Source organism: Leucobacter sp. USHLN153, from assembly GCF_037145615.1.
Lineage (GTDB): Bacteria > Actinomycetota > Actinomycetes > Actinomycetales > Microbacteriaceae > Leucobacter.
Genome location: NZ_JBBCXE010000004.1, coordinates 363,257 through 385,406 on the forward strand (window position 1 = coordinate 363,257; position 22,150 = coordinate 385,406).

A 22,150-nucleotide genomic window follows, 5' to 3' on the forward strand; every position below is an offset into this window, starting at 1 on the left:
AGCACTATGAAACAGATCTGGGTCACGCTCCGCGAACTCCTCCCGCTGCTCCCGGCGGGCGCACAGCGCTACTTCGTCACGTACATCGTCGCTACGAGCCTCATCACGGCGCTCGACGCGATCGGCATGGCGATCCTCGCGGTCTCCATCGGCCCGATGCTCGCGGGCAGTGAGATCACCGTGCCGATCATCGGCAAGATCGGCGATGAAGCCGCGCCGCTCCTCGTGCTGATCGCGCTCGCGCTGATGATGCTGAAGTCGCTGCTCAACGTCATCCTCCAGTGGTTCGCGACGCGGCGCTTCGCGAAGTACGAGCTCGAGGTCGGTGACCGGCTCTTCCGCGCCTACATCGGGGCGAGCTGGGAGGAGCGCTCGAAGCGCACCGTCGCCGAGATCACCCGCATCGCGGACGCCGGGATCGCCAATGCGATGGCCGGCTTCGTGCTGCCGCTCATGCGGGTACCGAGTGCGTTCTTCACGTTCGTACTCGTTCTCGGTGTGCTCGTGGTCTCCGACCCCGCGACTTCTGTGATCGCGTTCGTCTACCTCTCGCTGGTCATGCTGCTCGTGCACTTCGTCGTGACGAACCGCGCGCTCGAGGCCGGCCAGGTGAACCGCGACTACAGCTATCGCGTGGCGAACCTGATGACCGAGATGATCGACGCGCTGAAGGAGCTGAGCCTGCGTGGGCGACTGAGCGAGGTCGCGGATCTCGTGACGGACAATCGCCGGCACGGTACCCGCGCTCGGGCGAACGGATCTTTCCTCGGCGTGCTGCCGGGCTTCGCGTTCGAGATGGCGCTGCTCGGGGGAATCGCGCTCATCGGCGTCAGCGCGTACTTCTTCCAGGGCGGGGTGCAGGGCGCGCTGTCATCGGTTGCGCTGTTCGCGACGACCGGCTTCCGCCTCATTCCGGCGCTCACCGCGCTGCAGGGCGGAATCGTGCAGGCGACCGCGAGCCTGCCCGGCGCGCGCGACGTCGTCGGAGATCTCATCGCCTCCGAACGCGACATGCGGACCTCGCAAACCCCCAGCGACACCGCGGAGCTCGCCGAGAATCCGCGGCTGCTGCGGCTCGACGACGTGCGTTTCCGCTACCCCGGTGCCGAGGCTGACGTGATCCGTGGCATGTCGCTCGACGTTCCGCTCGGGAGTTCGGTCGGCATCGTCGGCCCCTCGGGAGCAGGCAAGTCGACGCTCATCGACCTGCTGCTCGGGCTCAGCCAGCCCTCCGCCGGCGCGATCGAAATCGACGGCGACGCCATGCAGGCCGTCCTGCGGCAGTGGCGGGGGCGCGTCGGCTACGTGCCGCAGCGCGTCGCGCTCTTCGACGGCACGATCGCTCAGAACGTCGCGCTCACGTGGGGCGAGGACATCGACCGCGATCGGGTGATCCACGCCCTCGAGCGGGCGCAGCTCGGTTCGCTGATCGCGGATCGGGCCGGCGGTATCGACGAGCGTATCGGCGAGCGCGGCATGTCGCTCTCCGGTGGGCAGCAGCAGCGGCTCGGGATCGCACGAGCGCTCTACACCGACCCCCTCGTGCTCGTGCTCGACGAGGCCACGAGCTCGCTCGACACCAAGACCGAGGACGAGGTGACGAAGTCGATCCGCAGCCTGCAGGGCGAGGTGACGCTCATCTCGGTCGCGCACCGACTCTCGACGATCAAGGACTACGACCGCGTCTGCTACTTGGATGACGGCGTCATCGTGGCACAGGGATCCTTCGCGGAGGTAGCGCGGGCGCACCCGGCGTTCGGTGAGCAGGTCGCGCTCGCGGGGCTCGGCGGGTTGCTGCGCTGAAGCGGAGCGAGCGCGGCGCCATGCCGATCCGCCGCGAAGTTCGTGGGGCGTGAACGCAGGGCGTGCGCCGAACGCGGCCGTGATGGTGCCGGTCGGGCGCAATCGTTCCTTCCTCGCAAGGCGCGGGCGCGCGGCGACGGCGGGTACGATGGACCCCGATGATTGAGATCCTGAACGACGACCAGTTGAGCCGCGCACGACGGGCCGGAGCGCTCGTCGGCCACATCCTCCAGACGCTCCGGGAGCGCGCGAAGGTGGGTACGAATCTGCTCGAGCTCGACCAGTGGACGGGCGAGATGATCCGCGAGGGCGGCGGGGAGTCGTGCTACATCGACTACGCGCCCTCGTTCGGGAACGGGCCGTTCGGGCACTACGTCTGCACTGCGGTCAACGACGCCGTGCTGCACGGTCTGCCGCACGACTATGCGCTGCAGGACGGTGACCTCCTCACCCTCGACCTCGCGGTCACGGTCGACGGCATCGCAGCAGACGCGGCCATCAGCTTCACCGTGGGTGAGACCCGCGACCCCGAGGACGTCGCCCTGATCGAGGCGACGCAGGAGGCTCTGCGCGCGGGCATCGCGGCCGCGAAGCCCGACGCCCGCATCGGCGACATTTCGAACGCTATCGGCAAGGTACTGAAGGGCGCCGGCTATTCCGTGAACATGGAGTTCGGCGGGCACGGCATCGGTTCGACCATGCACCAGGAGCCGCACGTGGCGAACAACGGCCGCGCGGGCCGCGGGTATCGCCTGCGCCCGGGCTTGCTGCTCGCGATCGAGCCGTGGGTCATGGCCGACACCGACAAGCTCGTGTTCGACGATGACGGGTGGACGCTGCGGAGCGCCACCGGCAGCCGCACCGCGCACACCGAGCACACGGTCGCGATCACCGAGACCGGCGCCGAGATCCTGACGCTGCCGCCGCGCTAGCGCGCCGCTCGCGCTGAGATCGACTCCCGTCCGCGACTTCGACCGCAAATCGCGCGCTGGGGGAGTCGATCTGGCTGGCGGGGATCGATCTCGGTGAGGATCAGCCGCAGCCTAGGAGCGCTGCGGCTCGGGTTCAACGCCGTTCATGATGCGGAACCCGGCGAACAGGGTGCGGAACGGCGCCTGACGCTGCAGCACCCGGAACGGATTGCGCGGCAGAAGCGTCGGAATCGACCGATACACGTGCCGCCGGTCGAGCGCGAGCGCGATGCTCTCCGGCGTGCTCGCCGCCGACGCCAGCTCGTCGAAGACCGCGCGATCGGTGCGCGCGAGCAGTCGGTGCACGCCGGGCGCGAGGCGTTCGAATCGCTCGAGCAGCGCGAGGAGCTCCCCGCGATTCGCGTCCAGATCCTCCTGAGTGCGGGCGCGCGCGAGAATGGCGTCGAAGACGTGAATCCGAATGAGCTTCACGACGATCGCGAGTCGATCGTGCCGGCCAGCGCACGCGAACCAGGGGAGCGACTCGAGCTCATCGAGAAACGCGAAGTCTCGCGCGACGGGGCGCGGCGCGAAGGTGACACGGTCGCCCGCATCCGCATTGATGACGTAAGGTGGCCCTTCGAGGTCATACGCCAGCGACCGTGCGGTGTACCAGACGGTCAGCGAGTAGGTGAGGTCTTCGCCCGAGGCGAGCCCCTCGGTGAGGCGCAGGTCGCCGAAGCGTGCCCGGCTGATGAGGCCGAGCGGCGCGCTGCGATACGCGAGCCGGTCCTTTCGGGGATGGAGTCGCTCGGTGCGCCGGCCGCCCCGCACGGGCGGGTACGGGTCAGTGCGCCCGGAGTCCAGGCGGATGCGCGCGAGTACCGCATCCGCGCCCGTGCGCTCGGCCATCGCCAACCACGAGTCGATCGCTCCCGGCGCGAGTTCATCGTCCGACCCCATCACGGAAATGTACGGTGCCGTCGAATTCGCGAAGCCGTAGTTCATGGGCCCAGCGGGCGAGGGGATCCCGTCGCGCAGTTCGAGAAGACGCACACGGGGGTGATCCGCAAACGACCCGAGGTTCTCTCGGATGATCGCCGGATCGATATTGTGCGCGACGACGTTCACGCGCACTTCGGCGTCGGTGTGATCGAGCACGGAGCCCACCGCGCGGGCTATGGGCCGAGTCGCGGAGTGGACGGCGATGGTGAGGTCGACGAGCGGCTCGGTCATACCTCGATGCTACCGGGGCTGTCAGGTGCCCTCCGTTACACTGGACCACGACTTCGAGCCCACCAGACGACCGCCCGCGAGCGAGTGAAGGGAGCGCGTGCACGCATGTCGCGACCCGCACTGCTGACCCGTCTCCTGCCGCGACGCCGCAACGATTACCCGGGCTGGCTGAACGCGCTGATCGACTTCGTCGCCGACCACCCCATGAGTCTTCCGGGGCGGATCGCTGCCCTGCGTCTCGGCATCCCGCGCGCTGCCGCGCGTCCGGGTGTTTCGGATCCGGGGGAGGGCGATCCGCGCCTGCTGATCGCCCCCGTCAACTACTCCGATCAGTCGACGCAGTGGGCGCGCGCGGTGCGTGAAGCGCTGCCGGGGGCGTCGACCGCGACGATGGCGATCGACGTGGCGGGCGGTTTCTCGTTCCCCTCCGACCTCGTCGTACCCGTGCCGACCTACCACAACGACCGCGTCTGGCAGGGCGCGCAGCGCGACGCCGTGCGCGGCTTCACGCACGTGCTCGTCGAGGCCGAGGAGCCTCTCTTCGGCCGTCTGATGCGTCGCGAATCCGCCCGCGAGATCGCGTGGATGCGCGCGTCCGGAATCGACGTCGCTTGCATCGCCCACGGCACCGACATCCGGGTGCCGAGCGCGCACGCCGAGCGGGAGGAACTGTCGCCGTATCGCGATAGCGACCTCTACTCGCAGCGGCTCGAGCGCGTGACGCGACAGAACATCACGATGCTGCGCGAGAGCGGTCGGCCGCTCTTCGTCTCGACGCCCGACCTGCTGCTCGACCTGCCCGAGGCCGTGTGGTGCCCGGTGGTCGTCGACCCTGATCGCTGGGCGGCTGCGGACACCACGGCGCGCGACGCGGTCGGCGGCACCGGACGAGAAGCTGTTCGAGAAGCTGACGCCCGGCCGGCAAGCGAAGCGCCCGACGCCGCCGCGCCCCTCCGCGTGCTCCACGCGCCGAGCGTGTCGCTCGTAAAGGGGACACAGCTCGTCGAACCGGTGCTGCACCGACTCGAGGCCGAGGGCATCATTTCGTACCGCGCGATCCGCGGGGTGCCGGCGGCCGAGATGCCCGCGGCGTATGCCGAGGCTGACATCGTGCTCGATCAGTTCCGCCTCGGCTCATACGGAGTTGCCGCGTGCGAGGCGATGGCGGCGGGCAAGCTCGTGATCGGGCACATCTCCGAGCAGGTTCGCCAACGGGTTCGCGAAGATTCCGGACTCGAGCTCCCGATCGTGGAGGCCACGCCGGAGTCGCTCGAGGGGGTGCTCCGCGAGATTGCGCGGGATCGCGCGGCGCTCGACCGAGCCCGCGCCGAGGGCACGGCATTCGTGAAGCGGTGGCACAGCGGTGGAGAGAGCGCGGCCGTGCTGATCCGCCACTGGATCGCACCCGAGCAGGCCGCCACGCACCAGAGCACCGCGAGCCCGACCGCTCGCGCCCGCGAAACCGACCAGGAAGGCGAGTGATGCACCCGGCGCTCGAAAAGGCTTGGAACCTTGTTCCGAAGATCGTGCAGGACGGCATCGCGATGACGGTCGACCGTGCTCGCCGCGCCCCGATGCCGCTCGTACCGAGCGCGGACACGAGCCGCGAGGCCCGCGTCTTCATCTCGCCCGCGAACTACGCCGGGCAGGGGTACCGGTGGGGCCGCGCCGCGATGCGCGACCGCCGCGTGGACGCGAAGAATCTTGTGTACGCCGAGATCAACCCCTTCGGCTACCCGGCCGACTACTCGGTGCCGTGGCGCACCGTTACGCACGACCGGGTGTGGCAGCGGCGATTGCTTGACGCTCTCTCGCGCGAGTTCACGCACGTGCTCATCGAGGCAGAGTTTCCGCCCCTCGGCGGCATGTGGAACGGCGATGTGCGGCGGCAGGTGCGGGAGCTCCGTGCGCGGGGCCTCGTCGTGGGCGCGGTCTGCCACGGCAACGATATTCGGCTCCCGAGTCGGCACCGGCAGCACGAAGCCTGGTCGCCGTTCGTCAACGACGACTGGGTGCCGGTCGATCGGCTGGAGCGCGTGGTCGCCGACAACCGGCAGCTGCTCGACGACATCGACGGGCCGACGTTCGTGTCGACCCCGGGGCTGATGCTCGACGTGCCGTACGCGCACCTCCTGCCCGTCGTGATCGACCCCGAGCCGTGGCGCACGGCCGCTCCGGTGCTCGAGCGTGAGCGTCCGCGCGTGCTGCACATCCCTTCGAACCCGCTCGTGAAGGGCACGGCGGAGATCGAGCCGGTGCTGCGGCGTCTGCACGACGAGGGCGTGATCGAGTACGTGACCGTGACCGGACTGACCCAAGACGAGATGCCCGGCATGTTCGCGTCGGGCGACATCGTGCTCGACCAGTTCCGCCTGGGCGACTACGGCGTCGCGGCGTGCGAGGCGATGGCCGCCGGCCGCCTCGTCATCTCCCACATCTCCGACACGGCGCGGGCCGCCGTGCGCGAGGGGACCGGCCGAGACCTCCCGATCGTCGAAGCGAATCTCGACACGCTCGAGTCGGTGCTCCGTGAGGTCGTGCAGGATCGCGGGAGGTACCACGACATCGCCGCCCAGGGCCCGTCGTTCGTGGACCGGGTGCACGACGGCGCAGCGTCGAGAGCGGTGCTCGAACGCGAACTGCTCGGACTCGAACCGGCCGCCGCGGATCCCGCGTCGTCGTTGCCCCGGGCGGAAGACGCGGAAAACCCGGAAGGTGCGGAAGGTGCTGTAGCCCCACAAGGTACGGCCGCCGCGGAAAGCGCGGAGGCCGGCGATGGGGCGTAAGCAGGCCCGAGCGCTCCGCGTCACCATCGCCAGCCGCATCTTCGCGCCCGAACCGGCCGCGGCATCTTTCATGCTCGAGGCGATCGCCCGCGAGTTCGCGCGCCGCGGCGCCGACGTCGAGGTACTCACGACCCGGGTGCCGCGCGAGCACACCGTGCGCGATGCGCCGGGGGTGCGCGTGCGGCGGTTCCCCGTGCTGCGCGACGCCGCGGGCTACGTGCGTGGCTACGTGCAGTATCTGAGTTTCGACGTGCCGCTGCTCTTCCGGCTCCTCTTCGGGCGCCGCGCTGATCTGTACATTGTGGAGCCGCCGCCCACGACGGGCGCCGTCGTGCGCCTCGCGACCACGCTGCTCCGCCGCCCCTACGTGTATGACGCGGCCGACCTGTGGTCCGACGCGGCGAGCCAGGCAACGTCCTCCCGCTTCGTGCTGCGCGCCCTGCGGGAGGTCGAGCGCTTCGCGATGCGCGGCGCGGCCGCGGCGTTCGCGATCTCGCCCGGTCTCGTGGCACGTATGCGCGAGATCGGCATCAACACGCCCGCGACCCCCGTCGGCTTCGGCGTCGACACCGTGGCCTTCGCGTACCGGGGCCCGCGCGCACGCGACGAGCGCCCGTACTTCGTCTACGCCGGTTCGTACTCCGAGTGGCACGGCGCCGACATCTTCATCGATGCGTTCGCCCGGTTCTCCGAGCAGCGACCGGGGTTCCGGCTGCTCTTCTACGGCAACGGCTCGCAGCGGGAGGCGCTCGATCAGCGGATCGCGGAGCTCGGTGTCGAGGGTGTCGAGTTCCACCCGCCCGTCGGCGGCGAGGAGCTCTCGCACGTGCTCTCCGGCGCCGTCGCATCACTCGCGAGCCTCAAGCCGCGCCAGGGGTACGACTACGCGTTCACGACGAAGGTCTACTCGTCGCTCGCCTCCGGCTGCCCGGTGGTGTTCGCGGGCGAGGGCCCGACGGTCGGTTTCATCGAGCAGCACGCAGGCGAGCGACCGGTGGGCGCGGCGACCGGCTACGACGCCGCGGCCGCCGCCGAGCTCATGCTCGCTGCCGCCCGCGCACCCCTCGGGGAGGGCAAGCGCGCAGAACTCAGCACCTGGGCGAGCGACGCCTTTTCGCTCGCACGAGTCGCTGAGCACGTCGCGGACTGCGCGGAAGCCGCGCTCGACGATTCGCGGTCGGCGCGGGGCCGATCCGCTGGGGCCACCAGTGAGCCGAGCGCCGGCGCACCCGAGCCCCAACCCGCTTCGCACCCGGCACCCCAGACCGGGCCGTCGCTCCCGCAGCGCCTGCTTGGAGCCGCAACTGAGCGGCTCATGGCGCAGCGATCGCGCCTGCCCCGCTGGGTCGTGCACCTCATGGAGGGCGTCGCGAAGCGCCCCGGGCAGCCGATCTCGCGGCTCATCGCGCTCGCGCTCGGTGGCACGCGCGCCGCGAACCGCCCCGCGCCGACCACCGTGCCCGAGCGTGACGTGCGCGTTTACATCGGCCCGACCAACTACTCGGGCCAGGGCTACCTCTGGGCGCGTGCGCTCGAAGCCGAGCGTGCGAACCTCGGCGCCCGCAACCTCGCGGTGCAGCTCCCGGGCGGTTTCGGCTTCCCCGCAGACCGCGACGTGCCGCTGCCCGTGCAGAATCTGTCGCACTCGTGGCAGGCCGCCGAACTCGCGGCCGCGAGGCGCTTCACGCACGTGCTCATCGAGGCCGAGCGGTCGCTCTTCGGCGGCCTGCTGCACTGGGACGTCGAGCGTGAGGTGCGTGCGCTGCAGCTCGCGGGCGTCTCGGTCGCGCTGCTCTCGCACGGCACCGATCTGCGCTCGCCGCGGCGGCATCGCGAGCTGACGCCGTGGTCGCCCTACGGAGACGACGCGCGCCTCGACGCCGAGCTGCAGCGGGATGCGGATCGCAATGCCGCTCTCATCGAGCGCCTCGGGCTGCCGCTATTCGTCTCGACCCCCGACCTGCTGCTCGACGCACCCGGCGCGAGCTGGTGCCCCGTCGTCATCGACCCGGCGCGCTGGGCCGCACCGCAGCCCGCGTTCGAGCGCGAGCGACCCGTGGTGCTCCACGTGCCGAGCTCCGCGAGCACCAAGGGCACGCACCTCATTGAACCCGTGATGCAGCGGCTGCAGAGCGAGGGGATCGTCGACTACCGGCGGGTGTCGGGTGTCGACTCCGCCGAGATGCCCGCCCGCATCGCGGAGGCCGACATCGTGCTCGATCAGTTCCGCCTCGGCTCGTACGGGGTCGCCGCGTGCGAAGCGCTCGCCGCAGGTCGCGTCGTCGTCGGCCACGTGCTGCCTCAGGTGCGCGAGGCCGTGAATGCCGCGGCGCACGAGTCGCTGCCGATCCTCGAAGCGACGCCTAATTCGCTTGAGACCGTGATCCGCGAGCTGGTGGCGGATCGCGCGGCGGCACGCGAGCGTGCGCGCCGCGGGCCGGGTTTCGTGGACCGCGTGCACTCCGGCCCGTTCAGCGCTCGGGTGCTCCTCAGCGAGTGGATCGATCGAGCGGGCGAACCCCGCCCGAAATCGTCCCTTTAGACTAGAGTGCGCGGCGGCCCCGGGCTGCCGCTTCGCGGGGCAATCTCGCGACACGTGGAGCACACTGCGGAGGACTACTGTGGCAAACCCGAACGTCGTTCTTTTCGGAGCGGGATCGATGGGCCGCAATCACGCGCGCATCATCGCTTCGTCGGCGCGCGCGAACCTGGTCGGCATCGTTGATCCGTTCGAGCAGAACGGGCGCGCTGCAACCGATCAGTACGGCGGCGAGTGGTTCCCGGAGGCCGAGGAAGCGCTGAAGAACGCGCACGCGGTCGTCGTCGCAGCATCGACCGAGTACCACTACGACATCGCGCGTCAGGTCCTCGATGCGGGGCTTCCCGTGCTCATCGAGAAGCCGATCTGCCCCTCGCTGGAGCAGACCGAGGAGATCCTGGCGGCCGCTGAGCGGCGCGATGTTCCCGTGCAGTGCGGCTTCCTCGAGCGCTACAACGCCGGCGTGATCGCCGCCCAGTCGCTCATCGAGGACCCGGTGTATGTGCGCGCCGAGCGCCACTCGCCCTACTGGTCGCGCATCAAGACCGGCGTCGCGTGGGACGTGCTCGTGCACGACGCCGACCTCATCTCGCGGATGTTCGGCTCGCAGACTCCCGAGCGCGTGAACGCCGAGCTCGGCTACTTCCACCCCGAGTCGCTCGAGGGCGCGGAAGACGTGATCGACTTGACGCTGCGCTTCCCGGGGAACGGGATCGCCTCGGCTTCGGCAAGCCGCATCGGTCAGCGCAAGGTGCGGCGCCTCACCATCCAGTCGCTCGACTCGATGGTCGAGGTCGACCTGTTGCTCCGCAGCGTGACGAAGTACCGCCACGCGAACATCGAGAGCACTGACGGCCGCGCCGGGTTCCGACAGATGACGGAGATGGAGGTGCCCGAGGTGTCGGGCCCCGAGCCGCTCGCCGCGCAGTTCGACCACTTCGTCGACCTCGTCGAGGGGCGCGTCGACGCTGAGGAGGAACGCCGCAGCATTCTGCCCGCGCACCGCATCATCGCGTCGGCGCTCTCGCAGGGCTGAATCCCGGCGCGACCGAGCCCTACGGCTTCGGCGTGAACGCCTGCTCGGCCAGATCGATGAGCTCGGCGACGCGCAGGCTGTCGCGGCGCAGCTCGTCGATCTCGAGCTGGAGTTCGTCAATGCGATCCTGCTGCGCGCGCAGGTCCGACTCGAGCCGGGCGACAGGCGTCGGGCGCGATTGCAGCGTGCGGCGGGCGCGTCCGGCTGCCCGGCGCATCAGGTTCGGGATGGTCATGAGCGGCCTCCTGGAGAGTGAACAGCTGGGGTCGCCGCGCGCGTGCGCGGCGCAAGTCTTACGAGAGCACCGATCGGCATCCGGCCTGCCCGGAGCGCCCGGGAGACGGGGCGAGTTCCATTGACCACCGCGAGCTTGATGGGACCGGTCTCCGGAGCGACCGGCTGGGCGAGCTCTTGGAACTCCACCTCGAGACCGAATTGACTCGCTTCAGCGACGAGCTGCGCCGTTTCGAGGTGCCAGCCCGTGGGGTCGGTGAAGGTGACGTTCGTTGAGGGACGGGCATGGAACGCGAACGCGGCTCGACCCCCGGAATGCAGCGCCATCCGCATGATCCGCCACGCGTATGAGCGCCCGTGATGGCCGATCTGTTCGAGCAGGTGATTCGCTACAACGTCGAACGGCGCTTCGACTCCGTACTCGGCTGCAAAGGCGAGGGATCGTGCGCGGTACAGGTTGACGTGCTCGTAGTCGGTGCGCTCATCCTGCGACGACTCGCGGGCGCGTTCCAGGGCCTCTACTGAGTAATCCATCCCCAGCACGCGTCGCTCCGCACGGTCGCGCGCGAGCTGGCGCGAGAGGATCCCGCTTCCGCATCCGAGATCCACGAGCGTCGGCGCCTCGAAGGCGTCGGCGGTGCTGCGGAGCCATTCCCGCCCCGCGGCCCACTCCTGCTCGGCGTCTTCGCGATCCTCTTCGGGCGAAGCCCCGCTCGCCCCTCGTGTCGCGGCCGTTCCGTAGAACGCGTCCCAGAACTCCCGCTGAAAATTGAAGGATCCGAACCAGCCGTCGAACCGTCGACTCGTCTCCGGGGGCGTATCGAGCACGAACCCGGGGATCGGCGTGCGCCAGTTCGCGTCGTAATTGATCGTGAGCCAGCGATCGACGTCGGCGGGTGCCGGGAAGACCGCGGACCCGATGTGCACCTCACCGAACGGGAGCATTTGCTCCTGGCGCATTGCACCGCGCACGTGAAACGGCTGGTTGATGAGGCCGTCGGCCGAAAAGAACGCGGCGAACACGTCGATGTAATGGATGATGCGCCCGTTGCTTCCTCGGAAGAGGAGCTGCATGTGCGTCGCGCTGTGCCGTTGCAGCTCGTATCCGAGGTCGGCGAGCGCCCGGCCGACTCGGAAGGCTTCGAGCGCAACGTCCGCCGGGTTCGTATGCACTGAGAGGTATGCGATATCGGCGTCGTCGTCGTGGGGGAGAAGCTTCCCATCGCGAACCGCGCCGAGAAGCGTTCCACCGACTACGAACGGGCGGAGGCCGAGTTCACGCAGCTGCGCGACGAGCGTCGAACTGCGCTCGACGATGAGTGACTGCACGTCGACGCTCATCGCGTCGAGCGCGACGCCGAGTCGACCCCACTTGTTGAGCACGAGGGGAGTGCCGTCGGTGTTCGTCACGCTCGTGCGTTGCGGATCCGCGGAAAAGGACACCTCGCGCTCGCCCAGAAGCGTGCCATCGGTAGAGTCCCGCACCGAAATCCTCGTGCTCCCGACGAGGTACGGCTGCAGCGTTTCTGGCCAGTCGAGCTCGACCGAGGCGCCGAACTGCCGAACGTCGATCGACCAGACACGAGCATCATCGAAGGAGACATCGACGGACGCCGTGCGCTCGGGAAGCGCTTCGAGGGCGAGGTGCCGTGAAGAGGATCGTATGTTCATAGGGTGCCGTACGCGGTTCATCCCAGTCTAGCGGCGGCGGGCCTGCCACCGCCCGGGCCTCAGCATGCCCGTAAGCTAGACGCCATGGATCTTCTTGTCGTTGGATCAGGTTTCTTCGGGCTGACTATCGCGGAACGCGCCGCGTCGGCCGGGAAGCGCGTCGTGGTGCTCGATCGCCGCTCGCACATCGGCGGCAACGCGTATTCAGAGGCGGAACCCGAGTCGGGCATCGAGGTGCACCGCTACGGCGCGCACCTGTTCCACACCTCGAACGAGACGGTGTGGGAGTACGTGAATCGCTTCACGACCTTCACGAACTACGTGCACAAGGTCTACTCGAACTTCAAGGGCGAGGTGTACCCCCTCCCGATCAACCTCGGGACGATCAATCAGTTCTTCCGCGCGGCCTACGGGCCGCAGGAGGCGCGCGAACTCATCGCCGAGCAGGCGGGAGAGTTCGACTCGAAGTCAGCGCAGAACCTGGAGGAGCGGGGTATCTCGTTGATCGGGCGCCCGCTCTACGAGGCCTTCATCCGCGACTACACCGCGAAGCAGTGGCAGACGCCGACGACCGAGCTGCCGGCCGAGATCATCAGCCGCCTCCCGGTTCGCTACACCTACGACAATCGCTACTTCAACGACACCCACGAGGGCCTGCCGACCGACGGCTACACCGCGTGGCTCGAGCGCATGGCCGACCACCCGAACATCGAGGTGCGCCTCGACACCGACTTCTTCGACGAGAGCCAGCCGTTGAACAAGCGGGCCGTCGTCGGGAAGGTGCCGGTGGTGTACACCGGGCCCGTGGACCGCTACTTCGACTACGCGGAGGGCGAGCTCGGGTGGCGCACGCTCGACTTCGAGCAGGAGGTGCTGCCGGTCGGCGACTATCAGGGCACGAGCGTCATGAACTACGCGGGTGCCGACGTGCCGTACACGCGCATCCACGAGTTCCGGCACTTCCACCCGGAGCGCGAGTACCCGAACGACAAGACCGTCATCATGCGCGAGTTCTCCCGCTTCGCGAACCGCGACGACGAGCCGTACTACCCGGTCAACACGCCCGAAGATCGCGCGCGACTCCTCAAGTACCGCGAGCTCACTGAGGGGGAGGATCAGGTACTCTTCGGTGGCCGGCTCGGGACCTACCAGTACCTCGACATGCACATGGCGATCGGCTCGGCGCTCTCCATGTTCAACAACAAGCTGTCGGAGTTACTCGAGGTCTGAACCGGGGCGGAGCGGCGTACGGCTCGATCGTTCAGCGCCCGCCCCCGCGCTACCGCCCCTCGAAGGTGCGCTTCCACTCCTCGACCGAGGTCACCTGGGGCAGTGCCGCGCGGTACTCCGCAGCGAGGCGATCCCAGTTCTTCTCGATCTCGCGCGTGAGCTCGCGCGACTCCTTCAGGAGCCGACGGAACTTCGCGCGATCGTGGCGGTACCACATCTTGCCGCTGCCGTCTGCGGCGCCGACGATCACGCTGGAGTAGTGCGGGATCCGCCACCACATCGCGTCGGCCTTCGCGAACTCGAGCTCGGGCGTCTGCTGGTCCGCCTCGCTGACGGTTCGGCGCCAGTGCCGCGGCAGCATCCGCGCGGTGAAGGCGGCGAGGCGCGCGCCCTTCGGGCTCTCCGGCTCCTCGAGCAGCGGCAGTGCGCGGCCGCCGCGCGCGAGGGGCGTGTCGGGGTCGCCCGGCCGATACACGCGCGTCTCGGGGAACTCCGATGCTCGCGCACGCGCCGCGGGCATGACGCGCGCGAGATCCTCATGGAGACGACCGGGCCCGCGAAGCACCGCTCGCATCCCGTCGACGGCGAGCTGCGTGGCGTAGTACTGCATATTCAAGAGCTTCTTGATGTCTTGCCGGCCGCTGTTCTGCAGCAGCTGGCCGCCGCGCGGGCGCTCGGAGTGCAGCAGGCCCGCGATGATGCGATTGCGGGTGTGGAAGTACGCCTGCCAGTCCTGCGTATCGTCTTTGTCGAGCCAGGAGACGTGCCAGAGCGCGACACCCGGCAGCGACACGGTGCGGTATCCCGCGTTCCGCGCGCGTAGGCCGTACTCCGCGTCGTCCCACTTGATGAACACGGGAAGCGAGAGGCCGATCTCGGCGATGATCTTCTTCGGGATCATGCACATCCACCAGCCGTTGTAGTCGGCATCGAGTCGCGCGTGCATCCACGGCGTCTGGCGCAGGTTGCGGTCACGGAAATTGTGACGGTGCTGCTCCTCGAACGACGGGCCCCACATGAAGGGATCGGGCCGCACGACCTCCGCCCACGCGTGCAGCACCGGCTTGTCGAGCAGGTCAAACATGTGGCCGCCGACAATCACGGGGGTGCGGCTGAAGCGGCCGAACTGCAGGGCGCGCAGCGCACTCTCCGCCTCGAACTCGACATCGTCATCGAGCAGCAGCAGGAAGTCGGTCTCCTCGCGCTCGAGTGTCTCCGCCATGGAGCGCGCGAACCCGCCGGAGCCGCCGAGGTTGCCCTGTTCGATCACGCGCAGTTGGTCGCCGAGAGCCGCCGCGACCTCGTCGAAACCCGCCTCATCGCGCACCCGCTGCGTGCCCTGGTCGACCAGGAAGATGCGGTCGATCCCGTCGCGCAGCCCCGCGTTCTCGGCCACCGTGCGAAGTGTCGAGACGCAGTAGTCGGGCTTGTTGTACGTCGTCATGCCCAGGCTGAGCTTGCCGGTCTCGACCGGAACCGCCTCGGTCGCCCAGCTGCCCCGCTGCAGCACGAGATCCTCCGTGCTCGCGCTGAGGTCGAACCAATACCAGCCACCGTCGCTGAAGGAGCGCAGGGGAAGGTCGAAGGTCGTCGTCGCCTCACCCAAAACCGCGCGCGAATCGACTCGCTGCGAGACGCCCGACGGATTCGAGCGGTAGACGATGACCGTGCCGGGCCCGCTCGTGCGCAACTCGAGCTGCACCTGATCCACGACCGTCCAGCGCTGCCAGTAGGAGGCCGGGAATGCGTTGAAGTAGCTCCCGAACGACACGCGCTGCCCCGATCGGACGCGCAGGCTCTCTCGCGAGAGCACGTTGTCGATGTGCGCGTTCTCGCTCAGCCGCACCGGCTGCTTGCGCACCGTGGTCCACGTCTCGGCATCGGCATAGAGCGGAAGCACGTCGGGGTCGTTCGCGACGGGGAAGACGACGTTCTGAAGGATGGTCGGCATCGGGAGCGAGCCTCTCTTCGCATGCGTTGAGCAGAATACCGAGTCAGTCTACCGGCGGCACTCAGCGCGCATGCTGGGGTGCTGGCTGAGGGGCGGATCTTGCCGCGACTCGGCCCCCGTGCGGCCTTCGTCATAGTCTGGCTGGGGAGCGGCGCCTCGTGCGCCGCCGATCCGCATCGCGAAAAGGAGCTACCCGTGACCGTCTCCCGCTCATCCGATTCTGCTGATACGCCCCGCTCTGGCTCCGCGCCCGCGGGCTCCGAACCGGCGACACCGGATCTCGCGCGGCTGATCGATCACACGTTCCTGAAGCCCGAGGGTCGCCGCGAGGATGTCGAGGGCGCGGTCGCCGAGGCGGTCGAGCTCGGCACGTACAGTGTCTGCGTGTCGCCGAACGAGCTGCCGCTCGAGCTGCCCGAGGGGAGCGGCGTGCGCGTCACGGCGGTCTGCGGGTTCCCGAGCGGCAAGCACGACTCCTCGGTCAAGGCGGCCGAGGCGGCGCTCGCGGTGTCGCGGGGCGCCGACGAGATCGACATGGTCATCGACATCGGCGCGGCGCTCGACGGCCGTTTCGACGCGGTCGAGGCCGACATCCGCGCGGTGCGGGATGCGGTGCCGGCGCCGACAGTGCTCAAGGTCATCATCGAATCGGCCGCGCTCGACGACGACGCGATCACGGCCGCGTGCGAGGCGGCAGAAGCGGCGGGCGCCGACTTCGTGAAGACCTCGACGGGGTTTCATTCGGCGGGCGGCGCAACGGTGCGCTCGGTCGAGATCATGAAGCGAGCGGTGGCGGATCGCCTGGGCATCAAGGCTTCGGGTGGCATTCGCAGCCGCGCCGATGCCCTGGCGATGGTTCGAGCGGGTGCGACGCGTCTCGGCGTCTCCCGGAGTCGCGAGGTGCTGAGCGATGCAGACGCGAGCGCGGTCTCCGCGCCGGAGTCGGGCGGGTACTGAGCGGCGCTCGCCGCGGGAGTGCACGCCTAGTGGACCTGGAGCTCCCGGCCGGCTCGCCACACGGCGACCGTGAGCGGGGGAGCACTCGCCGCGATCTCGCGGAGCAGCTCGAACTCCACGCGATCCGCATTGCGACGATGAATGTCGGCGTCAGCGCCACCCGCGCGCGCTGCGAGTCGCGCGAGCCCGAACTCGGCGAGGAGGCCCCGCTCCTCGAGCATCTCGTCGCGAAGCGTCAGCACGACGAAGTCGTCGACTTCGGGCACCTCCGCGTACGCCGTCGCGGGATCCTCACCGTCGCGTACCCGATGCTCCAGGATCGTCTGCCGCTCGAGGCGCGCGTCGGAGCGCAGCTGCACGAGCCGCTCCGTCGTGAGGTGCAGCCCGCTCATCGCCGGGCCTCCACCGCGCTGTCGCGAGTGATCGGCACCCGCCGCCAGGGAAGCTTCGTCGGCTCCGCCTCGCGCGAGGGCAGTGCGAAGTCGAACCGCGACTTCACGGCGAGCGTGATGAGCAACACCCAGTTCCCCTCGATGAGCAGCCGGCTCTCGGTGAGCGACTGCACGAGCAGCGCGATGATCACGAGGAACGGCCAGAGCGCGCTCGTCGCGTAGGAGAGCGGCGGGCCGTAGCCGCGTCGCGGAGGATCGACGGCGCGGAACCACACGCGCCAGGTCGTGAGCAGGATCAGCGGAGCGAACACGAGCACACCCACTATGCCGAGCTGCAGCCACACATCCAGCCACGCGTTGTGCGCACTCATGACGGTCACCCCGGCCTTCACGTCGAGTGACGCGAACGGCTCGGTCCAGGGTGCCCAGTAGCTGATCCACCCCCACCCGAACCAGGGGCGCTGCTCCGCGAGCTCGGTGACCTTCTGCCACGTCTCGACGCGCCCCGTCAGGTCGCCGCTCTTGCCGAGGAGCCCGAAGACGAAGTCGCGCGCGAAGAGTGCCGCGCCGATCGCCGCGGCCAGCAGCACGCCGCCGGTCAGATAGAGGGGCACCCGGCGCTCCGGGCCGAGGCGGCGAGCCCACAGCGCGAGCGCGAGCCCGACCACCACCGCGACGAGCGCGACCCACACGGTCGCCGCGCGGGTCAGCAGAATGGTGCCGAGCGACAGGATCACCCAGAACCAGCCCGCAGACGGGCGCACGAGCCCGGCGCGGAGCTGGATGGTGAAGATGATGAGTCCGAGGAGAGCCAGGAAGCCGAGCAGCACGGAGTTCGCGAGCAGCCCCTGAATCGGGCCGCCCGAGAAGAGCAGGTCGCGGCTCCAGTAGAGGAGCTTCGGAATCTTGCCGCTCTCCGGCACCTCGATGAAGTTCTGCAGCACCGGATGCCGCACGAAGACCGACACGAACAGCTCGAAGACGAGTGAGAGGCCGAGGAGGTATCGGAGGGCCGTGCCGAGGGTGCGCAGCACCTCGTGCCACGACAGCACGAAGGCGATGACCACGGCGAGCAGCGTCGTGACGAGCTGCGCGATCACGCCGAGCACGGTCTCAACGCGATACTGCGACCACGCGATCGACAGCACGGCGAGCCCGAGGAACCAATACAGCGGCGAGGGGAGGCGATACCAGCGGAAGCGCTCGGGGCGCTCCCGCACGAAGATGATGGTGCCCCACACGACCAGCGCGGCCGCGAGCCCCAGAAAACCGGGCCACCCGACGATATTCCGGAGGCCGTTGCTTCCCAGCGCGAGGATGAATACGCAGATCGCGTAGGCGCTCACGCCGAGTCTGGTCTTGCTCTCCGACATAGTCGGTATGGTAGTTCATGCTTCACGGCTGACGATGTGCGGCGAACGCCGGTCGGAAGCGGAGGAACCACGTGCTGATCTTTATCGAGAACACCCCGAAGGCCTACGCCTGGGGCTCGAAAGACGCGCTCCCCGAAATGCTCGGAGTCGCGCCCACGGGCGAGCCGCAGGCTGAGCTGTGGCTCGGCACGCACCCGGGAAGCCCCGCGCATGTGGCGAAGGCGACGCCTGTCGAGCACACGCTCATCGACCTCGTGGAGAGCGATCCCGAGCACTACGGCGTCGACGGCGGGCCGCTGCCGTTCCTGCTGAAGGTGCTCGCTATCGGCAGGCCGCTCTCGCTGCAGGTGCACCCGAACCAGGAGCAGGCCGCCGCCGGATTCGCCGCGGAAGAAGCCGCCGGCGTACCGCGTGATGCGCCGCACCGCAACTACTGCGACCCGACGCACAAGCCCGAGTTGCTCGTCGCGCTGAGCGACGTCACCGCGCTCAGCGGCTTCCGACCCCTCGGCGCGGCGCGAGAGGATCTGCTGCTCCTCGCCGCCGCCGCGCGTGAGCTTGGGCGCGCCGCAGCCTCCCACGGGCTCGAGCGTGCCGCCTGCCGACTCGTAGGCCGCGACCCCGGGGCGCTCCGTCGCGAGTTCCTCACGTGGGCGTTCAGCGGAGACCCGAGCATCGCCGATGCGCTCGACGGCCTCGCGGAAGTCGTCGGTACAGCTCCGGTCGGTGAAGCTCAGGGCCGCGAAGCTCCGGGCGGCGACGCTCCGGGCGGCGGGTCGGACTTCTGGGCGCGGGCCCTTGAAGACGGCAGTGTCGATCCTGCCCGCCTCGCTTCCCTGCGCGCCCTGGCCACCGAACACCCGGGCGACCCCGGCGTGCTGGTCTCGCTGCTCCTGCACCTCGTGCGTCTCGAGCCGGGGGAGGCGATCTTCCTCGCCGCGGGGCAACTGCACGCCTACCTAAGCGGCATCGCGGTCGAGGTGATGGCCTCCTCGGATAACGTGCTCCGTGCCGGGCTTACGCAGAAGCACATCGACATCGCTGAGCTCTGCCGCATTGTCGACACCGAAGAGCTCGTCGACCCTCGCTTCCCGGCAGAGCGATCCAGGCCGGGGCTGCTCGCGTGGCGCCCTGCCGTTCCCGAGTTCCAGCTTGCGCGCGTGCGGCTGTGCGAGCGCGACACCGAGGTGGGCGGCTCTGCGCACTCCGCTGAGGCCGGCTTCTCGGCCGCGGAGGCTACCGAGGAGGTCACGCTGCCGGTGCACTGCCCGGTCGTGCTCGTGGTCACCGCCGGCCGCGTGCGCGTCGAGCGGCCCGACGCCCAGCCCTCGGAGGTGGCGAGCGTTCGCCGTGGGCAGTCGCTCTACGTGTCCGCGGGCGAGCCGATCCGCCTCAGCGGACAGGGCGAGGTCTTCCTCGCGAGCGTCGGAGCCGAGATCACCGATCGCGTCGCCCGCGATGTCGTGCAGAAGTGACGACGCGGCGGGAATCCGCAAGCGATGACTTCAGCGCCGACGCTCTGCTGAACGCGGGTACACTGATCGGCGTGTCAAACGCCGAATTCCGAGCCTCCGAAGCGCCCACTCACGGTCCTGTCGACCCGAAGGCCGTGCGCGGTTCAGGCGTCGAGGCGGATCGCGGCGCCGATCGACTCGGGGGCCTCGGGCGGGTGCTCATCACGGTCTACATCGTGCTCGCGATCGCTGCGACGTTCCGTTCGATTTACCAGATCATCGCAAAGTTCGACGAAGCGCCGCTTGCGTACTCGCTCTCCGCGGTTTCGGGTGTCGTCTACATCCTCGCGACGATCGCCCTGATCAAGCGCCGCGGAATCTGGCGGCCGATCGCCTGGGGCACGCTCATCTTCGAGCTCACCGGAGTGCTCGTCGTGGGCCTCCTGAGCGTCATCGAACCGCAGCTCTTCGGTCACCCCTCCGTGTGGTCGTACTTCGGCATCGGTTACATCTTCATCCCGCTCGTGCTTCCGGTGCTCGGGCTCATCTGGTTGCGGGGCACCGGTCGGGCGGATCGCGCGGCCGCGGCACCTGCAGGTGCTGAGCGTGCAGGATCCGCCTGATGCAGATCATCGAATCGCTCGAGGCCATCGATCCCGCTGATTTCCCCGACGGCAGCTGCGTCGCGATCGGCAAGTTCGATGGCCTGCACCTGGGCCACCGAGCGATCCTCGAGCGCATTCACACCGCGGCTGTCGCAGAGGGGGCGCGAAGCGTCGCCTTCACCTTCTCGAACCATCCGCTCTCGCTTCTGAGCCCGGAGCATTGCCCGCGCCCGCTGATGAGTCGCCTGCAGCGGCTTGAAGCAATCGAGAGTATCGGGCTCGACGTCTGCGTGATGGTCGACTTCGACGCCGCATTCGCCGCGATCCCTGCGCGGGAGTTCGTGACCGACGTGCTCGTGGGGCGACTGAACGCCCGGCACATCATCATGGGCGGCGACTTCCGCTTCGGCCACCGCGGGGCCGGTGACGGGGATTTGCTGCGCGAGCTCGGCACGCAGATCGGCTTCGTCGCCGAGGTGGTCGACGCGGTGATGGACGATGAGGTGGGGCAGGTCTCCTCCTCACGCATTCGTGAGGCGATCGGCTCGGGCGATGTGCAGACCGCGCGGCGCATGATGGGCCGCCCCGTTTCGGTGCGCGGCGAGGTCGTGCACGGTGATGCGCGCGGCCGTGAGCTCGGCTTCCCGACTGCCAACCTGGGCCGCACCGTCGAGGGGCTCGTGCCCGCCGATGGCGTCTACGCCGGCTGGGCACTGATCGACGGAACGCGCCACGAGGCCGCGATCTCGATCGGCAACAACCCGACCTTCACGCCCGACGAGATTTCGCGCGTGGAGGCCTTCCTTCTCGACTTCTCGGGCGACCTCTACGGCCGTTCGATGGAGCTGCAGTTCGCTGAGCGCCTGCGCGGCACGGAGCGATTCGGTTCGCTCGAGGCGCTCGTCGAGCAGATGCGCGCCGATGTGGCGCGCACGCGGCAGGTGCTCGCGCGCTAAAGCCGCGATCTCGTCGGCGAGCGCTTCGGGCGGCCGCGGGGATCTGGGCCGGTCACTTGTTGTGATTATTCGGGTGGATAACCGCAACTACTGACCGGGCTAGGGTTTTGGGGGACCGCGTGGGTGGGCGAGGGGGTCTGGGTCTGGCCGTCCCGTCGTCGATTCCACAAGCCCTGGCCGTGCACTCAGCCGCGAATGCTAGAATCGCCGGTACGGCCGCGCATTCCGCGAATCGGGAGCCCCATGCCACGCATGAGGTCAGGCTCCGAACCCGCGAACGGCCTGCGACTCGGTACGCGTTCCGAGACTGCACATCGCCGATCAGGAGATCCATTGGCAACCACCACTGCCACGCGTCAGCCCCAGCACAAAAGCGGCGCGCAGCGCGGTCAGTCGCGCTCGAACGGACGCCGCAAGCACACGCACAACGAGGGCATCATTCCGCTGCTCGCTCGCGCGGTGCGCGAGGTCGAGGCCTCAGCACAGCGCGGCAAAGCGACGCCCGCGAACCGCACGAAGTTCCACGTCATCGCGCTGCTTATGCGCGAAGAGCGCGCCCGTGTGAAGAGCGACGAGGAGATCAGCGACGCCAGCCGCGCCGAAACGCTGAAGCGACTCGACGGCGTCGCCTCGATCCTCGCGAAAACCGCGGCGCGCGACACGAGCCTCATCACGCTGCTCGAGCCAAACGCTCCGATCACCGAAGCGACGCGCCTGCTCAAGCGAAAGATGCTCACCCAGGCGGGCATCGAGCTGCCGGAAGAGGAGAAGGCCGCCCCCGAGGCCGTTCGCAAGATCGTTCCCCCGGAGCTCGCCGAGCGCCAGGTGGAGCCGCCAAGCATCGAGGCGCGCATGCTCGCGAACCCGTTCCTCGCACCCGACCTGACCCCGCCGCAGCAGCCGACCCCCGTCGTGCGCCTCGCGAACTGGGAGCTGCTCGGGCCGCTGCTGAAGGCGTTCGAGCAGGGCGGCGGAGGTTCGGCGTGCATGTCGCTTCCGGAGCCCCCGGTTCCGGA

Annotated in this window: 17 protein-coding genes; 11 read left to right on the plus strand and 6 right to left on the minus strand. The window is 69.1% G+C overall.

The genetic code is table 11. From position 1 onward, the window contains the following. Positions 1-6: 6 nt before the first annotated feature. Positions 7-1,803, plus strand: coding sequence for an ABC transporter ATP-binding protein (locus WFH00_RS09560; RefSeq protein WP_336660600.1), 1,797 nt, complete (start codon positions 7-9; stop codon positions 1,801-1,803). A 158-nt stretch (positions 1,804-1,961) separates the two neighbouring features. Further along, positions 1,962-2,735: a type I methionyl aminopeptidase gene (gene map / locus WFH00_RS09565; protein WP_336660601.1), complete on the plus strand. Its 774-nt coding sequence runs from the start codon at positions 1,962-1,964 to the stop codon at positions 2,733-2,735. 111 nt (positions 2,736-2,846) lie between these two features. Here the strand turns inward: map and WFH00_RS09570 are convergent, their stop codons facing one another. Next, positions 2,847-3,950 (minus strand): glycosyltransferase, encoded by a 1,104-nt coding sequence (locus WFH00_RS09570; protein ID WP_336660602.1) that lies wholly within the window; start codon positions 3,948-3,950, stop codon positions 2,847-2,849. Positions 3,951-4,055: 105 nt separating this feature from the next. Here WFH00_RS09570 and WFH00_RS09575 point away from each other — a divergent pair, with 105 nt between their 5' ends. The 4 genes from WFH00_RS09575 to WFH00_RS09590 all read left to right on the plus strand — a co-directional run bounded on the left by WFH00_RS09575 (position 4,056) and on the right by WFH00_RS09590 (position 10,311). Then, positions 4,056-5,432: a hypothetical protein gene (locus WFH00_RS09575; RefSeq protein ID WP_336660603.1), complete on the plus strand. Its 1,377-nt coding sequence runs from the start codon at positions 4,056-4,058 to the stop codon at positions 5,430-5,432. Further along, a complete protein-coding gene (locus WFH00_RS09580; RefSeq protein ID WP_336660604.1) occupies positions 5,429-6,736 on the plus strand; it encodes a hypothetical protein in 1,308 nt (435 codons plus the stop codon). The genes WFH00_RS09575 and WFH00_RS09580 overlap by 4 nt, the downstream gene beginning before the upstream one ends. Beyond that, positions 6,726-9,278 carry a glycosyltransferase gene (locus tag WFH00_RS09585; protein WP_336660605.1) on the plus strand — a complete coding sequence of 851 codons (2,553 nt, stop codon included), beginning with the start codon at positions 6,726-6,728 and terminating at the stop codon, positions 9,276-9,278. Before WFH00_RS09580 ends, WFH00_RS09585 begins: the two co-directional genes overlap by 11 nt. A 79-nt stretch (positions 9,279-9,357) precedes the next feature. Next, the gene (locus tag WFH00_RS09590; RefSeq protein WP_336660606.1) at positions 9,358-10,311 is read left to right on the plus strand and encodes a Gfo/Idh/MocA family protein; all 954 of its coding nucleotides are present in this window, start codon (positions 9,358-9,360) and stop codon (positions 10,309-10,311) included. Between the two features lie 19 nt (positions 10,312-10,330). Here the strand turns inward: WFH00_RS09590 and WFH00_RS09595 are convergent, their stop codons facing one another. Together WFH00_RS09595 and WFH00_RS09600 are read right to left on the minus strand one after the other, a co-directional pair. Next, the gene (locus tag WFH00_RS09595) at positions 10,331-10,546 is read right to left on the minus strand and encodes a hypothetical protein (protein ID WP_336660607.1); all 216 of its coding nucleotides are present in this window, start codon (positions 10,544-10,546) and stop codon (positions 10,331-10,333) included. Continuing rightward, positions 10,543-12,216: a class I SAM-dependent methyltransferase gene (locus WFH00_RS09600; protein ID WP_336660608.1), complete on the minus strand. Its 1,674-nt coding sequence runs from the start codon at positions 12,214-12,216 to the stop codon at positions 10,543-10,545. The genes WFH00_RS09595 and WFH00_RS09600 overlap by 4 nt, the downstream gene beginning before the upstream one ends. A gap of 84 nt (positions 12,217-12,300) precedes the next feature. Between WFH00_RS09600 and glf the strand changes: the two genes are divergently transcribed. Further along, complete coding sequence (gene glf, locus WFH00_RS09605; protein ID WP_336660609.1) at positions 12,301-13,446, plus strand: UDP-galactopyranose mutase; 1,146 nt, start codon at positions 12,301-12,303, stop codon at positions 13,444-13,446. 49 nt (positions 13,447-13,495) lie between these two features. Here glf and WFH00_RS09610 read toward each other — a convergent pair whose 3' ends face one another. After that, on the minus strand, positions 13,496-15,397 hold the full coding sequence (locus WFH00_RS09610; RefSeq protein WP_336660610.1) for a glycosyltransferase: 1,902 nt from the start codon (positions 15,395-15,397) through the stop codon (positions 13,496-13,498). Positions 15,398-15,685: 288 nt separating this feature from the next. Between WFH00_RS09610 and deoC the strand changes: the two genes are divergently transcribed. Further along, the gene (gene deoC, locus WFH00_RS09615; protein WP_336660669.1) at positions 15,686-16,354 is read left to right on the plus strand and encodes a deoxyribose-phosphate aldolase; all 669 of its coding nucleotides are present in this window, start codon (positions 15,686-15,688) and stop codon (positions 16,352-16,354) included. 26 nt (positions 16,355-16,380) lie between these two features. Here deoC and WFH00_RS09620 read toward each other — a convergent pair whose 3' ends face one another. After that, complete coding sequence (locus WFH00_RS09620) at positions 16,381-16,746, minus strand: hypothetical protein (RefSeq protein WP_336660611.1); 366 nt, start codon at positions 16,744-16,746, stop codon at positions 16,381-16,383. Next, entirely contained in the window at positions 16,743-18,119 is a 1,377-nt protein-coding gene (locus tag WFH00_RS09625; protein ID WP_336660612.1) for an O-antigen ligase family protein, read from the minus strand. The genes WFH00_RS09620 and WFH00_RS09625 overlap by 4 nt, the downstream gene beginning before the upstream one ends. A 71-nt stretch (positions 18,120-18,190) precedes the next feature. Here WFH00_RS09625 and manA point away from each other — a divergent pair, with 71 nt between their 5' ends. The 3 genes from manA (at position 18,191) to WFH00_RS09640 (ending at position 21,134) form a co-directional block, all read left to right on the plus strand. Beyond that, entirely contained in the window at positions 18,191-19,594 is a 1,404-nt protein-coding gene (gene manA, locus WFH00_RS09630; protein ID WP_336660613.1) for a mannose-6-phosphate isomerase, class I, read from the plus strand. Positions 19,595-19,728: 134 nt separating this feature from the next. Further along, the gene (locus tag WFH00_RS09635) at positions 19,729-20,196 is read left to right on the plus strand and encodes a hypothetical protein (protein WP_336660670.1); all 468 of its coding nucleotides are present in this window, start codon (positions 19,729-19,731) and stop codon (positions 20,194-20,196) included. Next, positions 20,196-21,134 carry a bifunctional riboflavin kinase/FAD synthetase gene (locus WFH00_RS09640; RefSeq protein WP_336660614.1) on the plus strand — a complete coding sequence of 313 codons (939 nt, stop codon included), beginning with the start codon at positions 20,196-20,198 and terminating at the stop codon, positions 21,132-21,134. The genes WFH00_RS09635 and WFH00_RS09640 overlap by 1 nt, the downstream gene beginning before the upstream one ends. Positions 21,135-22,150 lie beyond the last annotated feature (1,016 nt).

Excerpts from the sequence above, each read along its gene's own strand:
- WFH00_RS09595 (WP_336660607.1), bottom strand. The coding sequence starts at position 10,546 with ATGACCATCCCGAACCTGATGCGCCGGGCAGCCGGACGCGCCCGCCGC.
- WFH00_RS09560 (WP_336660600.1), top strand. The coding sequence starts at position 7 with ATGAAACAGATCTGGGTCACGCTCCGCGAACTCCTCCCGCTGCTCCCG.
- map (WP_336660601.1), top strand. The coding sequence starts at position 1,962 with ATGATTGAGATCCTGAACGACGACCAGTTGAGCCGCGCACGACGGGCC.
- WFH00_RS09640 (WP_336660614.1), top strand. The coding sequence starts at position 20,196 with ATGCAGATCATCGAATCGCTCGAGGCCATCGATCCCGCTGATTTCCCC.
- WFH00_RS09585 (WP_336660605.1), top strand. The coding sequence starts at position 6,726 with ATGGGGCGTAAGCAGGCCCGAGCGCTCCGCGTCACCATCGCCAGCCGC.
- WFH00_RS09575 (WP_336660603.1), top strand. The coding sequence starts at position 4,056 with ATGTCGCGACCCGCACTGCTGACCCGTCTCCTGCCGCGACGCCGCAAC.
- WFH00_RS09625 (WP_336660612.1), bottom strand. The coding sequence starts at position 18,119 with ATGTCGGAGAGCAAGACCAGACTCGGCGTGAGCGCCTACGCGATCTGC.
- WFH00_RS09570 (WP_336660602.1), bottom strand. The coding sequence starts at position 3,950 with ATGACCGAGCCGCTCGTCGACCTCACCATCGCCGTCCACTCCGCGACT.
- WFH00_RS09620 (WP_336660611.1), bottom strand. The coding sequence starts at position 16,746 with ATGAGCGGGCTGCACCTCACGACGGAGCGGCTCGTGCAGCTGCGCTCC.
- WFH00_RS09600 (WP_336660608.1), bottom strand. The coding sequence starts at position 12,216 with ATGAACATACGATCCTCTTCACGGCACCTCGCCCTCGAAGCGCTTCCC.
- glf (WP_336660609.1), top strand. The coding sequence starts at position 12,301 with ATGGATCTTCTTGTCGTTGGATCAGGTTTCTTCGGGCTGACTATCGCG.
- WFH00_RS09610 (WP_336660610.1), bottom strand. The coding sequence starts at position 15,397 with ATGCCGACCATCCTTCAGAACGTCGTCTTCCCCGTCGCGAACGACCCC.